Annotated in this window: 27 protein-coding genes; 7 read left to right on the plus strand and 20 right to left on the minus strand. The window is 68.2% G+C overall.

From position 1 onward, the window contains the following. Positions 1-16: 16 nt before the first annotated feature. The 11 genes from AC5JCN_RS16475 to AC5JCN_RS16525 form a co-directional block, all read right to left on the minus strand. Positions 17-445 (minus strand): type II toxin-antitoxin system VapC family toxin, encoded by a 429-nt coding sequence (locus AC5JCN_RS16475; protein WP_495756171.1) that lies wholly within the window; start codon positions 443-445, stop codon positions 17-19. After that, the gene (locus AC5JCN_RS16480; RefSeq protein WP_495756172.1) at positions 442-684 is read right to left on the minus strand and encodes a FitA-like ribbon-helix-helix domain-containing protein; all 243 of its coding nucleotides are present in this window, start codon (positions 682-684) and stop codon (positions 442-444) included. Before AC5JCN_RS16480 ends, AC5JCN_RS16475 begins: the two co-directional genes overlap by 4 nt. Positions 685-722: 38 nt before the next feature. Then, on the minus strand, positions 723-2,555 hold the full coding sequence (sdhA, locus tag AC5JCN_RS16485; RefSeq protein WP_495756173.1) for a succinate dehydrogenase flavoprotein subunit: 1,833 nt from the start codon (positions 2,553-2,555) through the stop codon (positions 723-725). Positions 2,556-2,557: 2 nt separating this feature from the next. Continuing rightward, the gene (gene sdhD / locus AC5JCN_RS16490; protein ID WP_495756174.1) at positions 2,558-2,956 is read right to left on the minus strand and encodes a succinate dehydrogenase, hydrophobic membrane anchor protein; all 399 of its coding nucleotides are present in this window, start codon (positions 2,954-2,956) and stop codon (positions 2,558-2,560) included. Positions 2,957-2,966: 10 nt separating this feature from the next. After that, positions 2,967-3,365, minus strand: a complete 399-nt coding sequence (gene sdhC / locus AC5JCN_RS16495; protein ID WP_495756175.1) for a succinate dehydrogenase, cytochrome b556 subunit — start codon at positions 3,363-3,365, stop codon at positions 2,967-2,969. A gap of 170 nt (positions 3,366-3,535) precedes the next feature. Continuing rightward, on the minus strand, positions 3,536-4,072 hold the full coding sequence (locus tag AC5JCN_RS16500) for an isochorismatase family protein (RefSeq protein WP_495756176.1): 537 nt from the start codon (positions 4,070-4,072) through the stop codon (positions 3,536-3,538). A 4-nt stretch (positions 4,073-4,076) separates the two neighbouring features. Continuing rightward, entirely contained in the window at positions 4,077-4,640 is a 564-nt protein-coding gene (locus tag AC5JCN_RS16505) for a Uma2 family endonuclease (protein ID WP_495756177.1), read from the minus strand. Between the two features lie 57 nt (positions 4,641-4,697). Beyond that, entirely contained in the window at positions 4,698-5,756 is a 1,059-nt protein-coding gene (locus AC5JCN_RS16510) for a MaoC family dehydratase (RefSeq protein WP_495756178.1), read from the minus strand. 247 nt (positions 5,757-6,003) lie between these two features. Then, positions 6,004-6,897 carry a bifunctional methylenetetrahydrofolate dehydrogenase/methenyltetrahydrofolate cyclohydrolase FolD gene (folD, locus tag AC5JCN_RS16515; protein ID WP_495756179.1) on the minus strand — a complete coding sequence of 298 codons (894 nt, stop codon included), beginning with the start codon at positions 6,895-6,897 and terminating at the stop codon, positions 6,004-6,006. Continuing rightward, a complete protein-coding gene (locus AC5JCN_RS16520) occupies positions 6,894-7,229 on the minus strand; it encodes a DUF167 family protein (RefSeq protein WP_495756180.1) in 336 nt (111 codons plus the stop codon). Before AC5JCN_RS16520 ends, folD begins: the two co-directional genes overlap by 4 nt. Before the next feature lie 10 nt (positions 7,230-7,239). Then, positions 7,240-7,530 carry a YggT family protein gene (locus tag AC5JCN_RS16525; protein ID WP_495756181.1) on the minus strand — a complete coding sequence of 97 codons (291 nt, stop codon included), beginning with the start codon at positions 7,528-7,530 and terminating at the stop codon, positions 7,240-7,242. A 232-nt stretch (positions 7,531-7,762) separates the two neighbouring features. Here AC5JCN_RS16525 and AC5JCN_RS16530 point away from each other — a divergent pair, with 232 nt between their 5' ends. Continuing rightward, the gene (locus AC5JCN_RS16530; protein ID WP_495756182.1) at positions 7,763-8,470 is read left to right on the plus strand and encodes a L,D-transpeptidase; all 708 of its coding nucleotides are present in this window, start codon (positions 7,763-7,765) and stop codon (positions 8,468-8,470) included. Here AC5JCN_RS16530 and AC5JCN_RS16535 read toward each other — a convergent pair. Genes AC5JCN_RS16535 through AC5JCN_RS16545 form a run of 3 tightly spaced genes read right to left on the minus strand, consistent with a single transcriptional unit; the run spans position 8,413 to position 12,181 of the window. Beyond that, positions 8,413-9,537: a sensor histidine kinase gene (locus AC5JCN_RS16535; protein ID WP_495756183.1), complete on the minus strand. Its 1,125-nt coding sequence runs from the start codon at positions 9,535-9,537 to the stop codon at positions 8,413-8,415. The two genes, AC5JCN_RS16530 and AC5JCN_RS16535, sit on opposite strands and share 58 nt — an antisense overlap. Before the next feature lie 2 nt (positions 9,538-9,539). Next, complete coding sequence (locus AC5JCN_RS16540; RefSeq protein ID WP_495757663.1) at positions 9,540-9,953, minus strand: response regulator; 414 nt, start codon at positions 9,951-9,953, stop codon at positions 9,540-9,542. 32 nt (positions 9,954-9,985) lie between these two features. Then, positions 9,986-12,181, minus strand: coding sequence for a sensor histidine kinase (locus tag AC5JCN_RS16545; RefSeq protein WP_495756184.1), 2,196 nt, complete (start codon positions 12,179-12,181; stop codon positions 9,986-9,988). A 189-nt stretch (positions 12,182-12,370) separates the two neighbouring features. Between AC5JCN_RS16545 and AC5JCN_RS16550 the strand changes: the two genes are divergently transcribed. The 3 genes from AC5JCN_RS16550 (at position 12,371) to AC5JCN_RS16560 (ending at position 15,037) form a co-directional block, all read left to right on the plus strand. After that, positions 12,371-13,717 carry a methyl-accepting chemotaxis protein gene (locus AC5JCN_RS16550; RefSeq protein ID WP_495756185.1) on the plus strand — a complete coding sequence of 449 codons (1,347 nt, stop codon included), beginning with the start codon at positions 12,371-12,373 and terminating at the stop codon, positions 13,715-13,717. Between the two features lie 59 nt (positions 13,718-13,776). Beyond that, positions 13,777-14,145 (plus strand): nuclear transport factor 2 family protein, encoded by a 369-nt coding sequence (locus AC5JCN_RS16555; RefSeq protein WP_495756186.1) that lies wholly within the window; start codon positions 13,777-13,779, stop codon positions 14,143-14,145. Between the two features lie 337 nt (positions 14,146-14,482). Next, the gene (locus AC5JCN_RS16560) at positions 14,483-15,037 is read left to right on the plus strand and encodes a DUF3563 family protein (RefSeq protein WP_495756187.1); all 555 of its coding nucleotides are present in this window, start codon (positions 14,483-14,485) and stop codon (positions 15,035-15,037) included. 42 nt (positions 15,038-15,079) lie between these two features. Here the strand turns inward: AC5JCN_RS16560 and AC5JCN_RS16565 are convergent, their stop codons facing one another. Further along, complete coding sequence (locus tag AC5JCN_RS16565) at positions 15,080-16,099, minus strand: HD-GYP domain-containing protein (RefSeq protein ID WP_495756188.1); 1,020 nt, start codon at positions 16,097-16,099, stop codon at positions 15,080-15,082. 466 nt (positions 16,100-16,565) lie between these two features. On the opposite strand from AC5JCN_RS16565, the gene AC5JCN_RS16570 reads away from it, so the two are divergent. The 3 genes from AC5JCN_RS16570 (at position 16,566) to AC5JCN_RS16580 (ending at position 18,415) form a co-directional block, all read left to right on the plus strand. Beyond that, positions 16,566-16,781: a hypothetical protein gene (locus AC5JCN_RS16570; RefSeq protein ID WP_495756189.1), complete on the plus strand. Its 216-nt coding sequence runs from the start codon at positions 16,566-16,568 to the stop codon at positions 16,779-16,781. 335 nt (positions 16,782-17,116) lie between these two features. Continuing rightward, positions 17,117-17,392, plus strand: a complete 276-nt coding sequence (gene infA, locus AC5JCN_RS16575; protein WP_495756190.1) for a translation initiation factor IF-1 — start codon at positions 17,117-17,119, stop codon at positions 17,390-17,392. A gap of 168 nt (positions 17,393-17,560) precedes the next feature. Beyond that, a complete protein-coding gene (locus AC5JCN_RS16580; RefSeq protein WP_495756191.1) occupies positions 17,561-18,415 on the plus strand; it encodes a MurR/RpiR family transcriptional regulator in 855 nt (284 codons plus the stop codon). A gap of 6 nt (positions 18,416-18,421) precedes the next feature. Here the strand turns inward: AC5JCN_RS16580 and AC5JCN_RS16585 are convergent, their stop codons facing one another. The 5 genes from AC5JCN_RS16585 to AC5JCN_RS16605 all read right to left on the minus strand — a co-directional run bounded on the left by AC5JCN_RS16585 (position 18,422) and on the right by AC5JCN_RS16605 (position 21,811). Continuing rightward, positions 18,422-18,865 (minus strand): response regulator, encoded by a 444-nt coding sequence (locus AC5JCN_RS16585; protein ID WP_495756192.1) that lies wholly within the window; start codon positions 18,863-18,865, stop codon positions 18,422-18,424. Positions 18,866-19,039: 174 nt separating this feature from the next. Next, a complete protein-coding gene (locus tag AC5JCN_RS16590) occupies positions 19,040-19,789 on the minus strand; it encodes an SDR family oxidoreductase (protein WP_495756193.1) in 750 nt (249 codons plus the stop codon). A 99-nt stretch (positions 19,790-19,888) separates the two neighbouring features. Continuing rightward, positions 19,889-20,632, minus strand: coding sequence for a glutamine amidotransferase (locus AC5JCN_RS16595; protein WP_495756194.1), 744 nt, complete (start codon positions 20,630-20,632; stop codon positions 19,889-19,891). A 78-nt stretch (positions 20,633-20,710) separates the two neighbouring features. Next, a complete protein-coding gene (locus AC5JCN_RS16600) occupies positions 20,711-21,169 on the minus strand; it encodes a tellurite resistance TerB family protein (RefSeq protein WP_495756195.1) in 459 nt (152 codons plus the stop codon). A gap of 69 nt (positions 21,170-21,238) precedes the next feature. Next, positions 21,239-21,811, minus strand: coding sequence for a L,D-transpeptidase (locus tag AC5JCN_RS16605; RefSeq protein WP_495756196.1), 573 nt, complete (start codon positions 21,809-21,811; stop codon positions 21,239-21,241). Positions 21,812-21,817 lie beyond the last annotated feature (6 nt).

The raw sequence follows: 21,817 nt of genomic DNA on the forward strand, positions 1-21,817 counted from the left end.
CCTTGGTGCCATAAGTTCACGAGGGCGAGGAGTCCCAGTCCGCAAGCGCGATAACCTGTTCGGAGTAGCCCGCGGGTCCAGCCTTCCCGGCAAATGCCGTGTCGGCCGTGATCATTGGACAATTCCGCGCGATCGCGAGTGCGAGATAGGTGCAATCATAGATCTGGTGATTCAGCGCGCGGGCGAGTGCGAAGGCCTGCGTGAGGATCACCTGGGAGGGAACGATCTCGACCAGGAGGGTCGGGAGGCGAACCAGAGCGGCCGACGCCTGATAGTCTGACATCTCACCACGCTGGGTCTTGCGAAGCATCGTATTGGCGACCTCGAGGAGGAGCCTGTCCGGAGCGATCATGTCGGAATGAAACGACAACACTCTGTCGGCGGCCTCGTGGCCCGGCTCGGCGACGAACCATTTTACGGCGATGGAAGCGTCGACGACGATCATCGCCCGTCGCGATCCTCCCTGAGCAGGACGACGCTGTCCGTCTGAGGCACGTCCTTCGGCGTCATGGCAGCGATGCGGCGGACGTCTGCGAGCTTCTGCTCCCAGGTCTGCTCCGCCGCGAGCCCGCGGTTCAGAAGCTCGATCACTTCCCGGTCGAGCGACCGGGCATGGGCCTTGGCTCGCGCCTGAAGGGCCTCAACGAGGTGGTCGTCGACATCGCGGATCAGGATGTCCGTCATCGAAGGCTTCCCCGCTCCTTGCGGCGCTGTCAAAGGAGTTAATACACCCGCGCCTTGGGCTCGATGTACTGCACGTCGTTGGTCATGGTGTAGGTGTGCACCGGCCTGTAGTCGATCGACACGGCGTGTCTCGCCTCGTCGATCCAGGTCAGCGTGTGCTTCATCCAGTTCTTGTCGTCGCGGTCCGGGAAATCCTCGCGTGCCTGGGCACCGCGGCTCTCCTGCCGGTTGAGGGCGCCTTCCATGGTGACGACGGCCTGGGTGATCAGGTTGTCGAACTCCAGCGTCTCGATCAGGTCGGAGTTCCAGATGAGCGACCGGTCGGTGACGCGGATGTCGGCCGTGCCGCGCCAGACATCGCCGATCAGCTTCTGGCCCTCGGCCAGCACCTCGCCGGTACGGTAGACGGCGCAGTTGTTCTGCATTGTCCTCTGCATGGTGTCGCGCAGAGCCGAGGTCGGCGTGCCGCCCGAGGCGTTGCGGAAGCGGTCGAGCCGGGAGAGCGACAGGTCGGCGGAGTCCTTCGGCAGCTCGGCGTGCTTCTCGCCGGGTGTGACGAGCTCCGCGGCGCGCAGGCCGGCGGCGCGGCCGAAGACGACGAGGTCGATGAGCGAGTTCGAGCCCAGCCGGTTGGCGCCGTGCACGGAGACGCAGGCCGCCTCGCCGAGCGCCATCAGGCCGGGGACGACCGTGTCGGGATCGCCGTTCTTCTTGGTCAGCACCTCGCCGTGATAGTTCGTCGGGATGCCGCCCATGTTGTAGTGGACCGTCGGCAGGACCGGGATCGGCTCCTTCGTCACGTCCACGCCGGCGAAGATCTTGGCGCTCTCGGAGATGCCGGGAAGCCGCTCGTGCAGGATCTTCGGGTCGAGATGGTCGAGGTGCAGGTAGATGTGGTCCTTGTCCTTGCCCACGCCGCGCCCGCCGCGGATTTCCATGGTCATGGCGCGCGAGACGACGTCGCGCGAGGCGAGGTCCTTGGCCGAGGGGGCATAGCGCTCCATGAAGCGCTCACCCTCGGAATTGGTGAGGTAGCCGCCCTCGCCGCGTGCACCCTCGGTGATCAGGCAGCCCGCGCCATAGATGCCGGTCGGGTGGAACTGCACGAACTCCATGTCCTGCAGCGGCAGGCCGGCGCGCAGCACCATGGCGTTGCCGTCGCCCGTGCAGGTGTGGGCGGAGGTGGCCGAGAAATAGGCGCGCCCGTAGCCGCCGGTCGCCAGAATGGTCTGGTGCGAGCGGAAGCGGTGGAGCGTGCCGTCGTCCATCTTCAGCGCCACGACGCCGCGGCAGCGGCCGTCCTCGTCCATGATGAGGTCGATGGCGAAATACTCGATGAAGAACTCGGTCTGGTTGCGCAGCGCCTGCCCGTAGAGGGTGTGCAGGATCGCGTGGCCGGTGCGGTCGGCGGCGGCGCAGGTGCGCTGGGCGGTGCCCTTGCCGTAGTCCGTCGTCATGCCGCCGAAGGGCCGCTGGTAGATCTTGCCCTCGTCGGTGCGGGAGAAGGGCACGCCCCAGTGCTCGAGCTCATAAACAGCGGCGGGCGCGTTGCGGCAGAGATACTCGATGGCGTCCTGGTCGCCGAGCCAGTCGGACCCCTTCACCGTGTCGTACATGTGCCAGCGCCAGTCGTCCGGGCCCATGTTGCCGAGCGCGGCGGAGATGCCGCCCTGCGCCGCGACCGTGTGCGAGCGGGTGGGGAACACCTTGGAGATGCACGCGGTACGAAGCCCGGCCTGCGAGCAGCCGACCGTGGCGCGAAGCCCGGCGCCACCGGCGCCGACGACGACGACGTCGAAGGTGTGGTCGGTGATCGGGTAGGCCTTGCCGGCCACCGCGGGGGCGGCGTGTCCGTTGGAGGTGGCGGCCATGATCAGGCTCCGAATGTGATCTTCAGGACGGCGAGCACGCAGGCGAGTCCGACGGCGATCGCGAAGAAGGTGTTGAGGATGAGCAGGACGAGCTTCCCGCCCTCCCCATGGACGTAGTCCTCGATGATGACCTGCATGCCTAGGCGCATGTGGACGATCCCCGTGATGATGAAGAGCAGCACCAGCAGCGCGACAAGGGGATGCGACAGCGACGACACCAGCGCCTCGCGTCCCTTGCCGACCACCGACAGGATGATGACGAGGAAGGCGAGCGTCAGCGGGATCTGCGCCACGGCGGTCAGCCTCTGGCGCCAGAAATGCTCTGTTCCGGAATGCGCGGGGCCCAGCCCCCGCACCTTCTTCAGGGGAGTCTCGATGCGGTGCGCCTCGAATTCGGCCATGGGATGATCCTCAGCGCAGGGCGTAGCCGACGATCCAGACCAGGACCGTCAGGGCGATGGAGCCGATCAGAGACCAGAGCGCCATCTGTTCGCGTCCCGCGGGACCGAAGCCGGCGCCGGTGTCCCAGACGAGGTGCTTCAGGCCGCCGAGCATGTGATGCATAAGCGCCCAGGTGAAGCCGAGCAGGACGATGAGCCCCAGCCACGAGCCCATGAGCCACTGCATGGTGTCGAAGGCCTGGGCGCTGGTGGCCGCGGAGATGAGCCAAGCGGCCAGCAGCAGCGTGCCGAAATAGAGAGCCCCGCCGGTGATCCGGTGCAGGATCGACATCGTCATCGTCAGGGTCGGGCGCCAGATCTGCAGGTGCGGAGACAGCGGGCGTGCGGGAGCGGACTTCGGGGCAGCCATGGCCTTCCTTCTCTCTGCGCCAGGGAACGGCACGAGCATGAATGCGGCCCGTTTCCGATAGCGAAACTCTATGTCCTCCGCAATGCGGCAGGATACCCGACAAAAGGCTCAATCGCCTGCAATTTGCGCGTTCCGGGGCAGCCCGGGACGCCTTGCGCGCCGGCTTGCCCTTATTTTCTCCGGCTCGCGATCAGCGCCGCGGCCTCGCAGGCGCTGCGCGCATCGACGACCGCCGCATGGGCGTCATGCAACCCGGCGAGGGCGACGCGGTGGACGGTGTCGGCCGGCCATGTTCCGCCATATGGGTCGGTCCGCTCCACTGTCCAGCACGCATCGGCCGCGACAAAGACGCGAAAGCCCAGGCCGCCCGCATGCCGCGCCGTCATGGCGACCGCGCCGTCGGTCGGCGCGCCGCAAATGACGAGGGTGGTGTGGCCTCCCGCCTCGAGCCGCTGCTCGAGTCCCGTGCCGGCGAAGGCGTTGCCCCCCGGTGCCGGGAAGATCGCCTCGTTCGGCTGCGGTTCGAGCCCCTCGACGAAGGCCCGGACCGGACCGGCTCGGTCTGCGCCGACATGGACGACCGGCATCCCGCATTGACGCCAGACGGACAGCAGGGCTCCAGCCCAGGCAGCGGCATCGGACCCGGATGGCGCTTCCGGCCATTCCGGACAGACGGACAGGAGCACTGTGTCGATGGGGATCCGCACGGTGTCAGGTCCGGACGGTCTGCGCAGGGAAGAGGTCCTGGACGGCAAGCACGAGGCCGGGAGGGTCGAGCGTCAGGTCACCACGGCTGATGATGGCCGTCTCGATCCGGCCCGCCTCGCGCCTGTGATGGGTCACGACCCGGCGGTCGCAGTCGACGATGAGATAGTGCCTGACCGAGGGCATTGCGAAATAGTCGGCGAGCTTTGCGCCGGAGTCCCGCCGGCTCGTGGACGGTGACACGACCTCCACCACTACCAGGGGGTCGTCCACGGCCAGTGCCTTAGGGTCCACGGGCTCGCCATATCGCACGCACGCGTCGGGCTCATAAACCGTGTCGCGCGAGACCCTCAAGGCCATGCCGTCGACAAACACCTGGCAGGGCAGGTTTCGCTCACGAACGCCCTGGCGGAGATACGCGTAGATTTCGCCCTTGACCAGGGCGTGCTGTGCCTGCTCGGCGCTCATGGTGCTGACCTGGCCCTGCACCAGTTCGTGACGCCCGGGCTGCGTCTGTGCCCAGGCCAGGAACTCGTCCGCGTCCATGGGCCTCGGGAATGGGGCCGACATCCTGTGCCTCCTCGGTGGCTGCACGATAGCGCAATCCAGCCCGGGACGGCAGGCGTCCTACCGCGGCAGCACCAGCCACAGGTCGAGGTCGAGGATCACGGCCGGGTGGTACTCGTCCCCGACCTTCAGGGGGAACTCGCCGCAGGGCTGGTCCTTGGTCGCCACCAGCCGGACGCGCAGCGCACCAGCGTCGGTGCGGCCGGGCAACTCCTGGCGGTCCAGCACCTCGCTCCAGGCATAGACCGTGTCGCCGGCGAAAAGCGGCGCGACGTGCCGGCCGGCATTGATGGCCGCGACATGGAAGGCGTTGGCGAGGCCGTTGAAGGACAGGGCCCGGGCGAGCGAGATCACGTGCCCGCCATAGATCAGGCGCCTGCGGAAGCGGCTTTCCGCCTGCGCCATACGGTCGAAATGCACTTTCGCGGTGTTCTGGTAAAGGCGCGTCGCGAGCTGGTGCTCGGCCTCCTCGACGGTGATCCCGTCGACATGGTCGATGCGCTCGCCGGTCTCGTAGTCACCCCACAGGAAGGGCGATCCCGCCAGGCCGGTGTCGTAGCCACCCCGGGTCAGGATGGGGCAGGCGTCCCCGAGCGCGTCCGGCGCAACTGCCCTCGGCAGTTCCGGCACATGCTCGTCGAGGACGGAGGAACCCGGTTCCCGCCGCCGCACCATGACCCAGCGCACATAGTCGAGGACGTCGGTGCCATCCTGGTTGCGGCCGGTGGAGCGGACATAGACCACACCCGTCTGGCCGTTGGCGTTCGCCTTGAGGCCGATCACCTCGGAGACGGCTGACAGCGTGTCGCCGGGATACACCGGCGCGAGGAACCGCCCGCCGGCATAGCCGAGATTGGCAACGGCGTTCAGCGAGATGTCGGGCACGGTTTTCCCGAACACGGTGTGGAAAACCAGCAGGTCGTCTAGCGGAGCGTGGGGATAGCCCGCCGCCCGGGCAAAGGCGTCGGAGGACTGCACCGCGAAGCGCGTGCCGTAGAGCGCCGTGTACAGCGCGGCGTCACCCTGCGTCAGGGTGCGGGGGGTGGCGTGGCGGATCACCTCGCCGAGCCGGAAATCCTCGAAGAAGCGGCCCGGGCTGGTCTTGCTCTCGGTCGGCATCGTGCCTCCTGCGTCGGGCGGAGGATGCGCCGGCCGGTGCGGTGCAGCAAGACGGGGAGGGGACGACCTTCGTCGCATGGGCCGACGAGGTTGGCCCTCACCCTTACCCTCTCCCACAAGGGAGAGGGGGGCCCGAGCGTTGAGCCTGAGTAACGAGGGGTGCTGCCCGGCTGGAGGCTTACGAACCAACACGCCGCCAAAGTCCCCCTCTCCCATGTGGGAGAGGGATGAAGGGTGAGGGCCCGCCCTAAAGCGCCGGCGCGGGCAGCCCGCGCCTTGCACAAGCCGCCGTCAGCGTGTTGGCGAGCAGGCAGGCGATGGTCATCGGGCCCACCCCACCGGGAACGGGGGTGATGGCTCCGGCAACGGCCGAAGCAGACTCGTAGGCGACGTCGCCGACGATCCTGGTCTTGCCTTCGCCGAGTTCCGGCGCCGCGACGCGGTTGATGCCGACGTCGATGACGATGGCGCCGGGCTTCACCCAGTCGCCCGTCACCATTTCGGGCCGCCCCACGGCGGCGACCAGGATGTCGGCGCGACGGCAGACGGACGGCAGGTCGCGGGTCTTGGAGTGCGCGATGGTCACGGTGCAGCTCTCGGCCAGCAGCAGCATGGCCATCGGCTTGCCGACGATGTTGGACCGGCCCACCACGACGGCCTCGAGGCCGGAAAGATCGCCAACCGTCCGCCTGAGCAGCTTCACGCATCCCAGCGGCGTGCACGGGACGAGGCCGCCCGTCCCGGTGGCGAGGCGGCCGGCATTGACGGGGTGGAAGCCGTCGACGTCCTTGGCGGGATCGATGGTGTCGAGCACGCGGTCGGCGTCGATGTGCGACGGGAGCGGCAGCTGCACGAGGATACCGTCGACGCTCTCGTCGGCGTTGAGGCTGTTCACCAGCGCCAGAAGGTCAGCTTCGCTGGTCTCGGCCGGCAGCCGGTGTTCAAAGGAATTCATGCCCGCCTCCCCGGTCTGCTTCACCTTGGAGCGGACATAGACCTGGCTGGCGGGATTCTCGCCGACGAGCACCACCGCCAGTCCCGGCGTGAAGCCGTGGTGCTGCTTGAGGTCGGCCGCGGCCGCGGCGATCTCGGCGCGCAGGCCCTCGGCGACGGCCTTGCCGTCGATGATGGTGGCCGTCATGGCGATCTCCCTTTTTTCGTCGCCGCCCCGGCTGCTGCGCCGGCCAGCGCCTGCGCAAGCTCGCTAGCCTCCCCGGCGATGGTGAGCGTCTTCACACGCGACGTCGCGCCCCCTGCCACCGACACGCGGGAGGCCGGCACGCCACAGGCGGAGGCGATGAGCTTGCACAGGGCCGCATTCGCCGCACCATCTTCCGGCACGGCCCGTACCCTCGCGGCGAGCACGGCACGGCCGTCGGAGAGCGTCTCGACCCCGTCGAGCGCGTCGCGACCGCCGCGCGGCGTCAGCCGCACCGTAACGAGCAGGCCCGGAGCGGCGGGGCGCCAGGGCACCTGCACTGGGTCAGAAGACGTAGGGGTAGATGTAGTACGCGATGACGAGCTGGATCAGGTAGATGATCAGCAGCAGCACGATGGGCGAGAGATCGAGGCCCCCCATGTCCGGCAGCCTTCGCCTGATGGGAGCCAGAACCGGCTCCGTCACCTGGTAGATGGCATTCCAGATGGCGCGGACTACGTCGTTTCGCATGTTCACGACGTTGAAGGCGATCAGCCAGCTGAGGATCGCGGAGACGATGATGACGTAGATGTAGAGCTGCAGCGCCAGATTGACGACGTCGAGGAGGGCGCGCATCCAATTCTCCGGAAGGTACTCGCAGCGGGGCGCCCCTGATGTAGCCGCCCACCCCCGTCTCGACAAGACTGCGCGGCTTTCCCCCGGAGAAACGGCCAGCCTGGCACCGGCAGGGCGTGATGCAGAAGCGCAACACCCCAGGGTACAAAGCAGCGCTGCAACCCTGTCTGCAACCGGGGATTAAGAACAGGCGGGGCTAGGCTCTGGTCGTTCTTCCGGAGCACCGACCAGAATGCCCCACATCTCCCGCCGCGACGCCCTCCGCGGCGCCGCACTCCTCGGCACGACGTCTCTCCTGGCCGGCTGCGTGTCGATCGCACCGTCAGTGAAGCCCGGCGCGAAGCCGCCCGCCCCGGTCGCCTTCTCCGGCGACACCTCGGCCCTGTACGGCGCTGTCTCCGGTGAGCCCTTCCCGGTGCACCCCATCAACCTGTCGTCGATCGACCGCGCCTACCTGCGTTCCACGGTCGCCTACTCGTCCAAGGAGAAGCCGGGCACGATCGTCATCGATCCGCAGGCCCGCTACCTCTACCTCGTGCAGGAGAACGACACGGCGATCCGCTACGGGGTAGGCGTCGGGCGCGAGGGCTTCGGCTGGTCGGGCCGCGCCACGATCAACAGCAAGCAGGAATGGCCGGACTGGTATCCGCCGCCCGAGATGTTCGCCCGCCAGCCGGAGATCAAGGCAAAGATGTCGAAGCTGCAGAGCGGCATCGGCATGAAGGGTGGCCCGGGCAACCCGCTCGGCGCCCGCGCTATGTATCTCTGGCAGAACAACAAGGACACGCTGTTCCGCATCCACGGCACGCTCGAGCCGGAGACGATCGGCAAGCGTGTGTCCTCAGGCTGCATCCGGATGATCAACCAGGACGCGATCGACCTCTATTCGCGCGTTCCGGTCGGCACGCCGGTCGTGGTGCTCGGGCCGGGAACGGCCTGAGCCGTCTGCTCGCCCTCGTAGACCGGCACCTCGGTGGAGAATTCCAGCACGGCCCGCGTTCCGGGCCGTGCATCCTCGTAGGCGACCTTCGAGCCGAGATTGCGCGCCATGGCGGTGACGATGCGGGTGCCGAGGCCCGTGCCCTGGCTGCCGTCGCTCGCCGCCATGCCGACGCCGTCGTCCTCGACCACCAGCCGCGCGCAGCCGGAGGCGGGCTCGGCCATGGCAATGAGGATCCGGCCCGACTTCCCTGCGGGGAAGGCGTACTTGAAGGCGTTGGTCACGAGTTCCGTGACGATGACGCCGACCGAGACGGCCTTGTCGGTGGCGACGCTGATCGGGCTGAGGTCGAGGTCCACGCGGTGCGCCCCGCCCCCGGCTTTCATCGCGGCCTCCAGCTCCCCGACGAGGCTCACCAGATAGGCATCGATCTCGACAACCCGGACGTCGTCCGACGTGTAGAGGCGGCGGTGGATGTTGGCGATGGCGGTGACGCGCGCCTGCATTTCCTCCAGCGCCGCGCGGGCGCCGGGATCGGTGAGCGCGTTCGACTGCATACGCGCCATGGCGGCGACCAGCGCGAGGCTGTTCGCGACGCGGTGGTTCACCTCGCGCAACAGCACCTCGGCCCGGTCGCGCGCGGCGCGGATGTCGCGGTCGGCCTGCTCCTTGGCGAGCCGCAGGCGATGCTGCTCCAGCCCGGTCGACACCGCTTCGGCCAGAAGCTCGCGGAAATGGCCCTGGACGTCCTTCCAGACGTAATCGACGGCGCCGGCCTTCAGCGCGGCAACGGCGACGCGGCTGTCCTCGGACCCGGTGACGTAGATCACCGGCGGCGCGTTCGGCAGCGCCTTGATGACGGGCAGGACGTCGAGCCCGGTCTGGCCGGGCATGTGGTGGTCGAGCGCCACGAGCGAGATGCCGCCCTGGCGGATGCGCTCGACGCCGGCCTGTCCGTCCAGGACATGCTCGACCGCGTAGCCTCGCGATTCGAGGGCGCGCCGCACCAGCCGGCCGAGGCCGGGGTCGTCGTCGACGTAGAGGATGCGCGACCCCAGATCGGGCAAGGTCAGTCGTTCTCCGGAACCTGGATAACCGAAAAGAACAGGCCGAGTTGCCTGATCGCGTTGGCGAAAGCCTCGTAGTTGACGGGCTTGGTGATGTACACGTTGGCCCCGAGATCGTAGCAGCGCTGCACCTCTCGCTGGTCGTCCGTGGTGGTCAGCACGACGACCGGCGAGCGCTTGGTGTGCTGGTTCTCCTTGATCTTCTGAAGGATGTCGATCCCCGTCATGTCGGGAAGATTAAGGTCGAGCAGGACGAGAAGATGGCGCTTCGCGCTCACCTCGCCGCTGCCGTCCGGGCCCATCAGGTACTCGATGGCCGCGCTGCCGCTGGTGAAGGGCAGGATGTCGTTGTTGACCCCGGCACGCCGGATGTTGCGTTCGATGAGGCGGGCATGGCCCTCGTCGTCCTCGATCATGACGATGCAGACGGGATGCAAGGCAATCTCCTTCATTCGGCAGCGAGCTGCGACGGCGCCGCGCGCATCGGCTCGGCTGGAAGCGTGACGGTGAAGACGGTGCCCTCGCCCAGTGTCGAGGACACGTCGATGCGGCCTCCGAGCGTGCGGACGAGCGTGCGGACATGCGCGAGCCCGATGCCCTCGCCGGGCCTGTCCTGAACGCCGGAGCGCCGGAAGAGCTCGAAGATCCGCTTGTGGTCCTTCTCCGCGACGCCGCGGCCATTGTCCGTGACGGTGTAGCGGACGCGCGAGCCGATGCGTTCGCCGGAAACCACGATATGTCCCGGCCGGCCCGGCGCGAGGTATTTGAGCGCGTTGTCGACGAGGTTGCCGAAGATCTGCTCGACCGCGAGCCGGTCCGCGACCAGGGGCGGCAGGTCCTTCACCGTCACCGTGGCGCCCTGGCTGTCGGTCTGGTGCCGCAGCGAGTCGGCGAGGCCCGAGAGCAGCGGCGTCATCTCCAGATGCTCGGGCCGGAAGGTCCGCCGTCCCTCGCGCGAGAGCTTCAGGATGGCGTTGATGAGGCCGTCCATCTTGTTGATGGCGGCCTTGATGAAGGAGAGCGATTCGGCGAGGTCCTTGTCGATCGTGTCGGCCTTGGCCTTGTCGGCGATTTCGGTGCGGATCTCGTCGCGCACCGCCTCCAGCTCGCTGGTGAACCCCATGATGTTGACCAGCGGCGCGCGGAGATCGTGGCTGACGATGTAGGCGTAACGCTGGATTTCCTCGTTCGATTCCTTCAGCTCCGCCTCGGCGTCTCGCTGCTCGGTGATGTCGGTGTGCACGCCTACCCATTCCCGGATCGTGCCGTCGGGATCCAGCACAGGAACCGCGCGGATGGCGAAAGAACGCCAGACGGCGTCGCGGCGGCGCACGCGATGTTCGTGGACAAAGGTCTTGCGCTGCTCCACCGCCTCGTTCCAGGCGGCCACGCTGGCTTCGCGGTCGTCGGGATGGACTGCATCGGCCCAGCCGTAGCCCTCGTACTCCTCGCGGCTCTGGCCGGTCAGCGCCGCCCAGCCGGGCTGCTCGCCCGTCATCCGGCCCGACGCGTCGTTGGTCCACAACACGCCGCGCACGGCGTTGACGGCGGCGCGGAAGCGGTCCTGACCGCGCTGGATCGACCTCTCGCGCTCACGCAGCCGCGTCGAGGCCTCCGCCAGCTCGGCGCCGACGGTGTTCACCTCGGCGAGCGATGTTTTCAGCGGGCGCACCTCCTCGCCCCGGCCGAGCGACGCGGCGCTCGCCGAAAGCATCCGCAGCGGCGCGGTGATGCGGCGGCCGAAGAGGCTGGCGAGCAGGGCGGAGAGCACGAAGATGCCGACGCCGAGGCCGGCCAGCAGGAACAGGGACCGGCGGAACGATTCCTCGAGCTCGCTGCGCTTGACGCCCACGGCGACCCGCCAGTCCCCCAGGCGCGTCCGGGAGTAGGCCCCGATCACGGCCTGCCCGTCGATGGTCGTGCCGTTCCAGGTGCCTTCCTTGCCGGACGTGCTGTTCAGCAGATCCTCGGTGGCGCGCTTGCCGACGAATTCGTCGGCCCGCGTATTGCGCGCGATGATGGTCCCTGACCGGTCGACAACGGCGAGGGTCCAAGTCTGCGGCAAGTCCATTTGCCCCAGCATGACGTTCAGGCGGGTCACCGGGATACTCACCGCCAGCGTGTAGGGAACGTCGTTGCCCCGAACCACCGGCATGACGATGGAGAAGAGTTTCTCGCCGCTGAGGCGGCCGACGAACAGGTCGGAAACCTGCGGCTGCCGGGTGGCGATGGCTTGAGCATCGACCGGCAGCGCCAGGTCGGGCAGCGCCTCGCCGAACGGGCGGCGCGTGTTGACCAGCTGGCGGCCATCCGGCGTGCGGAGCACGGGCGAGACGCCGAGCAGTTGCACCACCTTCTGCGCCTGGTCGTAGAAGGCGGCGAGGTCGTCGGACTGGAGGGCCCGCGACAGGGACAGAACCTGCGCGCCGGCGGTCAGCCCGGTGAGCTCACGGTCGATGGCCACTGCGACCGTGCGGGCCGCTTCGGCTGCACGGCTTTCAACCCGGAGGCGCTCCGCCTGGGCATACTGCCACAGCATCAGCCCGGCAAAGGCGAAAACGGGCAGGCCCAGCATGGCGCCGAAGAGCGCCATGTGCCACCGGGCGCTGCGGCTCGTCGGCGTGGAGAGGATCGCTGCTGACATGGCGTGAAGGGTCGCATTTCCGGCTGAAGAAGGCCGGAAGCCGGCGCGCAACAACGCCCGAGCCGCCGGGATGGTTCCTCGCGCGAAAGTCGCGCCCAGATGCGGTGAAGCCGTGGAAACGTGGGCTTTGCCGTGAGACTCCGTTAAGGTCGCGCCGCCTATCGTCCCGCGACCGCTCAGAGGTAGGCGATGGATCTCGACTTCGCTTCGTTCACGCCGCGCGAATGCGAGGTCGCAGCGGAGCTTCTGGGGCTGATCCGCCCGGTGGCGGGCGAGGCACTCGCGCGACTTTACCGTACCGACCTCGGCTATGCCGGGCAGGAGCACGATCCCGCCTTCCTCGCCGACGAGCTTCTCAAGATCGAGAAGATGTTCCGGCTCGACTTCGACGAGGATTACCGCCGCTGCAAGCGCAGCATCGTGAAGCGCGCGCTCGCCCGCGGCATGGATGCGCGCCGCTACCCCCTGTTCTTTCAGCGGGACTTCACCGCCTTCGTGTTGCCGGTCATCGCGCGCTACCGCTTCCGCCGGGGTCTCGAGGAACGGCTAGCGGTCTTCAACAAGGTCATGCTGACCGATTTGTGCTTCTCGATGGGGTATTTCGCCGAACTCGTCGAGGACGAACGGGCCTCCGAACTGGACGGCATCAGGACCGCGTTCGAGGCCGAGATCGCGCGCCGCGCAAGCGACCTCAAGGCCGGGATCGCAGAGGCGGAGCGCGGCGCCGCGATGCTGTCGGAGGCTGCGCGCAGAACCATGGAGGCGGTGTCGGCCTCGGGCGCCGACCCCTCCCGCGTGGCCGACGCGGTCGGCGAGATCGCCGAGGCCACCCGCTCCTTCAGCGCCACGGCCCACGACATCGCGCAGACCACGACCGATTCCGTGCAGGGCGTGGACAGGGCCGCCGACGAATGCGCCGACCTCTCCCGCCACATCGCCGGGCTGCAGGCTTCGATTTCGCAGATCGGAGGAGTCGTCGAGGAGATCCGATCCCTGTCGGCGCAGACCAACCTGCTGGCGCTCAACGCGACGATCGAGGCGGCGCGGGCCGGCGAGTCCGGGCGCGGCTTTGCCGTCGTCGCAGGAGAGGTGAAGAGCCTCGCCCAGGCGACGGACCGCTCCGCCGGTTCGATCGCCGCCCGCGTCGGGCAGATCCAGTCCACCAGCGGGACCATTCTCGGCAGCATCGAGGGACTGATGGCGACGATGCTCTCGCTTCAGGCCGCAGCGCGCAAGGTGACGGGTGCCGTGACGGGGCAGGCCGACGCGACCGGCGTCATCGCCCGGCAGACGACGGAGTCCGTGGCCGGCGTCGCCGCCATTGCCGAGCATGCGCGGATGGTGCGCAGCCTTTCGCAGGAGGCCGTGACGGCGGCGAGCGCGGTGGAGATCAGGCTTCGCGAGGCCGTGCGCGGCGCGACCGAGCTCCAGGACACCCTGACGGGTCTCATTCGACGCATAGGCGAACGGCGCGCGCCCTTCGTCGCGCCGCCGGCCACGGGGTCCAGCGTGCCCGCGGGCAAAGGTCCAGGCTGAGCACCCTGTTGCGTGGCGCGCCCTGATCGGAGAGGGTCGGCGGACACAGGGAGGACATGATGAGCATCAGCCTGCTGGAAGCCTTCGGCGCGGCCTGGAACAGGCACGATCTCGACGCGATCATGGACATGACGGCAGAGGACGGCGAGTTCTGGTCGGCGGCCGGCAGCCAGGCCTGCGGCGAGCGCTATGCGGGCAAGGAGGCGGTGAGGGCCGCCTATGCCGGCATCTTCGCCACGTTTCCGGATGGCCAGTGGACCAAGTCCCGCGTCACGATGATCGGCCCGGAGCGTGGCATGTCGGAGTGGCTGTTCGTCGGCACGAAGACGGACGGGAGCCGCGTCGAGGTGGACGGGCTGGATCTTCTCGACCTCGCCGGCGGCAAGGTCCGGATCAAGAACTCCTTCCGCAAGGCACGAAGCGCCTGAGTACTGTCCGGAGGGCGCCGGTACCCGTCGACTTACGGAAAATCGGTCTGCGACGAAAGTTGATGGTGCACCGCAACATTTTTCGTCCCGCAGAGCTCATAACGCCTATGATCTGAGCGGGACGCTGCGGCCTGCTTGGGGCTGAGATATGCACACAGCGTGGTCATTATGACGGACAATTCGGCAGAACCTCGCAGGAAATTGCACAAATGCAGGTATTTACCGTTCGTTAACCGCATCCGGGTCTGGAGGACCCCTCTTCACATTGCACCGCAGCGCATTATTGTGCACTGCAGGAAACGTTCCAAGGCTTCCCACGTCCGCGAGGAGAGGCCTTATGGCTCAGAAGACACTCACCCTGACCCACCGCGATGCGGCGAGCCCGCTTCGCTCTTTCGAAATGGTCGTGACCGGCGCGCTGCGCAGCATGGCCGAGGACGCTCTGACGCTGCTGTCCGAGCATGACGGGGCGCTCGCGAGCGTCCAGCGCGGCCGCGACGGCCGCAGCGGGCCCGTCCACTTGACCCTGGCCCAGGCAGCCCACGTGCTGGCCGAGCGCCGCCGCACCATCCGGGAGTTGTCCCGCAGGTCGGATCGGGATCTCGCCGATCTCAACATCCCGCGCCCGGCAATCCGCGCCGCCGCGACGGTCGCCGCCTTCACCTCCGCTGCTGTTGGCGTACCGTCGTCGCCGCTTCGCGCCTCGGGCGTGTCCTCCCTCGGCGCACGGATCGCGCGGGTCCTCGAGACCTACCGGCGTGAGTCGTTCCCGAGCGACACGGAGCGGGCGGAGGCCTATCTCGCCGATGCCGGCGACATCTACGACCTCGAGGCGCGCATGCGCGAACTCGACCGCAGGCGCCGCCGCACCGCCTTCGGCTGGCCGGCTTGAAGCCTTGCGCGCGAACCGGGGCGCCCGTCACCCCGGTTCGCGTCAGGCGGCGTCGCGTTGTGGAATGACGTCGACCACCTCGTCCCAGCGCCGCAGCATGGCGTCGACGCAGGCGGGATCGAACAGGGAACCGCGGCCCGAGAGAAGCTCGGCGCGGGCATCGGCCGAGGACCACGCGCCCTTGTAGCAGCGCGTGCTCGTGACGGCGTCGAACACGTCCGCCACGGCGGCGATCCGTCCGGCAATGGGGATTATCTCGCCCTCCAGGCCGAAGGGATAGCCTGACCCGTCCCATCGCTCGTGATGCGTCACGCTGATGATTTCGGCCAGGCGCAGCAGCGGCGAGCGGCTGTTCTTCAGCATGGCCTGCCCGATCAGAGTGTGTCTCTTGATGACCTCGAACTCGTCCTGGGTCAGCGGGCCTTTCTTGCGCAGGACATCGTCGGGGATTCCGACCTTTCCGATGTCGTGCATCTGCGCCGCGAGCGACAGGAACCGGCACTGCTCCTTGTCGAAGCCGAGTTCGTCGGCGATGATCCAGCAATAGCGCGCCATGCGCTGCACATGCTCTCCTGTATCGCTGTCGCGATATTCCCCGACGCGTGCCAGGCGGTCGACGAGTTCCTCCTCCTGGGCTTCGAGGGCTGCACGGACCTTCTCGACCTGGGCGGCGGCCCATTTCTCGTAATGCGCCTCGAGCGCGGCGTGGCTGCCGCGGACCAGCACATTGCCGATCCGATGCGCGAGGACGAGGGGATGCAGGGGCATGGCCGCGACATCGGCGGCGCCGGCCTGCAGAGCCGCGACGGCTGCGCCCTCGTCGTCATGCTGCAGGATCGCCAGGATCGGGACCGAGGATCCGTAGTGCTGGCGGGCGGCAGCGATCTCGGCGGGACCGGAGAGACCCTCGCCGTCGAACACGACGAGCAGACCAGGCTGCGCCAGCGGAAGTCCGCCATCGCCCGGAGCGTGATACGTCAAGTCGAGCGAGACACTCGCCGAAGGGTCGATCCGAAGTTCGGGTCGTCCCGCCGCGACGACGATTGTGGGTATGTCCCGCACGCTTTTCATCCTGAAGCGTCGCCAGCGCCAGTATCGGCACGCTCGACACCCTGACCGCTGCCCCTGAATATTGCGTTAGCCGGGCTCCGACTTCTCAGTCGAGAGAGTCCCAACGTGCCCGACGGGGCGGAGTCGCCGGACGGCGCCGGACTTCCCGCAGCAGTACGAGAGCTGAACCGAGGACGATTGCAGCCAGGACGGCGCCGATGGTTCTCGCCGGCGCGTCCGCACCGCAGGTGGCGTTGGCGAGGCCCTCGGGCAAAGGAAGCCTGGCATCGCACAGCCTGCGCGTGATCTGGGCAAGGACATCCATGGCGGGCACCATCCGATGACCCCGCACAGTCGCACGCTCAAGGCGGCCGGCTCGTTAAGTTTGTGGATCCGATTAAAATAATTTTGGGCCGAGGTGCGTTAACGCACTCCGCCCACCGCCGGGCGGGTGCATCATTGCTTCGTGGAGAGGCGCATGAGCGTCCGGGAGGCGGTGATGGTAGGCGTGTCGGGTCGGCGCAGGTTGCGCCGCGTGATGCTGGTTGCCGGGGTTCTGGTGTGCGGGCTCGTTTCGGGCTCGATGCTCGGCGCCGTGGCCCTGGTGACTGCGCAATGGGCCATCGCCTCCGACCCGCTCTTTGCGGAGCCGGGCGACGTGCAGGGCTCCTCCGGCCCCGGGACCGCGGGCTGAGCGGCTGCGCACGGCACGGGCATCGCGGAATTCCTTGCAGCACCGGAGATTTTCCCCGGGCACCCCCTCGTGTTTCAGGTTGCCAGCAGATGCGCTGGCGCCTATTTAGTCGCAATCGGGACTCGCGTGCGTGCAGGCGGCGCTTCGCGCCTTCCGCCCGCTTCGACGGCATCACGACACATCGACCGGACCGTTGCCCACGTGCCCGACGCGGCGCATCGGCGGCTTCGGCCTGCGGCGTCGCGAGGACGCAGCGCGGGCTGTCCGTGCAGCAGCGTCCGGCTGGCCATGGCGGCCGGCCTGCGTAAGCCCGGTCCCGGAAAAGGAGATCGCCCATGGCGAAGGAAGAAATGGTGGCTTTCGAGGGTCTCGTCACCGAGATCCTGCCCGATGCGCGCTTTCGCGTGCAGCTCGACAGCGGGCACGAGATCGTGGCCTACACGGCCGGCAAGATGAAGAAGAACCGGATCAAGACGCTCGCGGGCGACCGCGTTACAGTCGAGATGTCGCCCTACGACCTCGAGAAGGGCCGCCTGATCTTCCGTCACAAGGACGAGCGTGCTTCCAGCGGTCCGCGTCCCCCGATGCGCGGCGGCCAGCGCCGGCGCTGATTCGAGCCCACGGCACGTCGGTCCATGCCCCGCTGTCGCCGGAACGGCCAGAGCAGGGCGCCGCTGATCTGAAACAGCCATTCTGCACTCAAAGGTCGAGGTGACGGTTTTGACACCGTCCCGGGACGGGTTACCGTGCGCGCGAAAACGCGACGGACCTCCCGCCCAATGGACCATTCGACCCCTCCTCCCGACTTCGAACGCCTGAAATCCGTGCTCGCGGCGCGTCGCGACAGCCTGCCGAGGCGTCTTCAGCAGGTCGCGGAATTCGCAATGGAGCATCCGGACGAGATCGCCTTCGGCACGGCCGCCAGCATCGCGAACAGGGCGCAGGTCCAGCCCTCGACGCTCGTCCGTTTCGCCAAGGCGATCGGATATTCCGGATTTTCCGATCTCCAGGCTGTTTTCCGCAACCGGCTGCGCGACCGCTGGCCCGATTATGCCGAGCGCCTCAAGACCCTCAACGACAGCGGCGCGGCGGGTCGCGAGCCGTTGCGCCTGCTCTTCGGCTTCACCGATTCGGCGGCGGCCTCGCTGGAACGCATGCGCCAGACCATCTCCGGTCCGGACCTCGAGACGGCGGTGGAGGTCCTGGCGGGAGCGGGCACCATCTACCTCGTGGGACAGCGCCGGGCCTACCCCGTCGCCGCATACCTGGCCTATGCGCTCGCCAAGCTCAACATACGCTGCGCCCTCATCGACAATGTCGGCAGCCTCGCTCCGGAGCAGCTGGCCGCGGCAGGGCCGCAGGACGCGCTGCTAGCCATCAGCTTCACGCCCTACACGCCCGTCACCATCCAGCTCGCCCAGGACGCCGCACGAGCGCAGGTGCCGGTCATCGCGATCACCGACAGCGTGTTCAGCCCTCTCACTCCGCATGCGCGGGCCTGGCTGGAGGTCGTCGAGGCGGATTTCGGCGCGTTCCGGTCGATGGCTGCGACGTTCAGCCTCGCCATGGCACTCGCGGTTGCCGTCGGAGAGCGCCGGGCGCAGGCCCGGTCGGCTGCTGCCCCGGCGGGCTGAGACGCGTCAGCCCGTCGGCTGAAGCGTCAGCAGGCCGGGGGCGGCTGCGCCCGGGACGCGCGGAGACGCTGCGAGCAGGTCGAGCCGCTCCTGCATGATGCGCGTCGTGAACGGCTTGCGGATGATAGAGTGCACGCCCCAGCGGCTCGCCTCCGCCAGGATGCGGGCGTTGGGCTGGGCCGTCATGACAATGACGTCCGCATCGGGAGCCGGCGAATCCGGAGAGGTGCGCAGCTGCCGCAGGAACTCGCCGCCCGTCACGTCGGGCAGGACCCAGTCGAGCACGATCACCTCCGGCGGCAGCAGGCGGCACTGCTGCAGCGCCTCCGCCCCGTCGGCGGCCTCGACGATGTAGCGCACGCCGAGCGAGCGCATGATTTCGCGGACGGAGCGGCGCATGGCTGCGCCATCTTCCACGATCAGAAACGGCATCGTCTCGTACGGGCTCATCTCACGGGCTCGGGCATGGGAAGGAACGCCCGGATCATGCTCCCGCAAGTCTGAAAATACGCTGACACCGTTCGTCGAAATTCCGCGGTATCTGCCGCCCCAGCAGCAGATCCGCCGGATCCGTCAACCATGCTGCGGAATGCCTTGGACGCCGTTGCGCCCGGGCAACGCGCCTCAGCCGCGTCCGACGAAGGGCATCTTGGTGGCCATCACCGTCATGAACAGGACGTTCGCCTCCACCGGCAACCCCGCCATGTAGAGGACGGCGTTGGCGACGTGGTTGACGTCCATGCGCGCCTCGGCGGCCAGGGTGCCGTTCGCCTGCATCACGCCCGACTGCATGCGGTCGGTCATGTCGGTGGCGGCATTGCCGATATCGATCTGGCCGACGGCGATGTCGAAGGGCCGGCCGTCCAGCGCGAGGGCGCGCGTCAGTCCGGAGATGGCGTGCTTGGTGGCGGTGTAGGGCGAAGAATTGGGGCGCGGCACATGCGCCGAGACGGAGCCGTTGTTGATGATGCGGCCTCCCCGGGGCGTCTGCGCCTTGAACACGCGGAACGCCTCGCGCGCGCACAGGAACGACCCGGTCAGGTTGACGTCGACCACCGCCTGCCACTGCGCGACGGTGAGCTCGTCCGGCGGCACGCCCGGTGCCACGGCGCCGGCATTGTTGAAGACCATGTCGACGCGGCCGAACTCGGCCGTGGTGCGGTCGAACAAGGCCTTCACCGAGGCCTCGTCGGTCACGTCGGTGGAGACCGGGAGCGCCTTTCCGCTGGACTGGGAGGCCGTGTCCTGGAGGGCATCGGCGCGGCGGCCTGCCAGCGCAACGGACCAGCCCTCCCTGGCGAGCGCGATGGCGACGGCGCGTCCGACGCCAGAACCCGCACCCGTGACGATCGCAACCCGGCCGGCGCTGCTCATACTGGCATCCTCCCTGTCGCCGTCTCGGCGGCGCGGGGCCACAATGCTCAGGCTGCAGTGCTGCGGCAAGCCCCCTGCGCAGTGCCCCTCGAAACCCTGCTATGCCGCCTGCGAGGGCAATGCGAGGGCCGGGGCTGCCTTGCCGGTCGCGAGCCAGGCATCGAGGAAGGCCTCGATCCAGACCCGCATCTGGGGATCGTGCAGGTACCAGTCGCCGAGCTGGCGCTCGCGCGGCAGGGCGCCGGGCTTGGCGAGGTTGTCGTGCCCCCGCACCGTCCAGCGGCACATCATGGCGTATGTCACCTCGGGGTGGAACTGCAGTCCGAAGGCACGGTCGCCATAGCGGTAGGCCTGGTGCGGGAACACCTCGCCGCTGGCCAGCCCCTCGGCACCGCGCGGCAGGTCGAAGCCCTCGGAGTGCCAGTGATAGACGTGTCCGGGCCAGGCCGCGCCGATCTCACCGGCAAAGCGCTCCCCTGCCTCGGTCGGCCGGACGGGATAGTAGCCGACCTCCACCTGCCCCTCGGGATGGCTCTTGACGCACGCGCCGAGCTGGCGGGCCAGCATCTGCGCGCCGAGGCAGAGGCCGAGGAAGGGAATGCCGGAGGCGAGCACGCAGCCGATCCAGTCGGTCTGGCGGCGAACCCATTCATGCTCGTCATTGGCGCTCATCGGCCCGCCGAAGACGACGGCGCCGGCGTACTCGTCGAGATCGTCGGGAAGCGAGCACCCGCAGGGCGGGCGCCTGATCTCCAGCTCGTAGCCCCGTTGCCTGAGCAGCCGCCCCACGCGACCGGGGGTCGAATGTTCCTGGTGCAGGACGATGAGAATGCGCTGGTTCACGGTGGAACGGTCAGGAGTTGCAGGCTCTGCAACGACGCACAAATCGTGCCACGACAAAGCTTTTCGGTCAACGCAACGCTACGATGACGGTTTATCAGCCGTGGCCATGGCCTTGATGACGGCGAGTTCGCCCGGCTCGATGCCGAGCAGGTCGGCGGCGCGGTCGATCAGATCTTCCTCGAATTCGTGCAGGTGCCCGTCGGCCAGCGCCACCTGCCACATCAGCTCGACGACGGTGCGGCGCTGGGCGGGATCGAGCGAACGTCGAAGTTCGGAAGCAACGGCAGCGAAATCGCCCTGCTCGGCCGCCATGGCCTCGGCCTTGCGCAGAAAGTCGTCGGCCTGAGACCCGGCGAGCCCGGTATAGGTGGTCACGAGCTTGCGGAGCATGGCGCGTTCCGGCGCGGCCAGCGTACCGTCGACGAGCGCGCAGTCGACGATCAAGCTCGCGGCGAGCAGCTGCCGCTCATCCGCCGCGGGCTGCGGCGATGCCCGCCCGGAAAGGGCATCGACGAGGGCGGACAGGGTCTTCAGCATCGGCGACGCTCCGGTTCGCAGCGGAGTGTCGCCGAGCCCGGCCGCCGCTGTCCAGCGCAGCGAGGCTCCTCAGCGCAGGGGCCAGTCGGGGATCAGCGAGGGCTGGGCCGGCGCATACCCCAGCGCGGCGGACGCCGCGGGCTGGCGGGTGCGCGCCACGACGGTGCTGCCCTTTGCCTTGGCGACACGCGTCTTGGTTGTCGCCGAGGCGATCATGGTGTGGCGAGGCGTGCCGTCGATGGCGATCGTCGCGCCCTCCTTCTGCACCATGGCGAAGAGCGCCGCAGCGTTGGCCTTGGAGAGCCGGATGCAGCCATGCGACGCCGGGCGCCCGAGATTGCGAGCATCGTTGGTGCCGTGGATCGCGTAGCCGCCGCGGAAGAAGATGGAGTTCGGCATGGGCGCCATGTCGTACTTGCGCGAATAGTGCATCTTCGCGAGCCGGTACGGCTTGTAGACGCCGCGCGGCGTGACATAGCCGCGGCGAGCGCTGGAAACGGGCCAGACATACGTGCCGGAGTCCGATCGGACCGTCATGGTCTGGGTGGTGAGGTCCACCTTGATGTCGACGAGGGCAAAGGCCGAGGACGGGGCGAGGACGGCTGCCAACAGGAAGCCGAGGACGACGGCGAGGCGGCGCATGAAAGA

The organism is Alsobacter sp. (genome assembly GCF_059501845.1).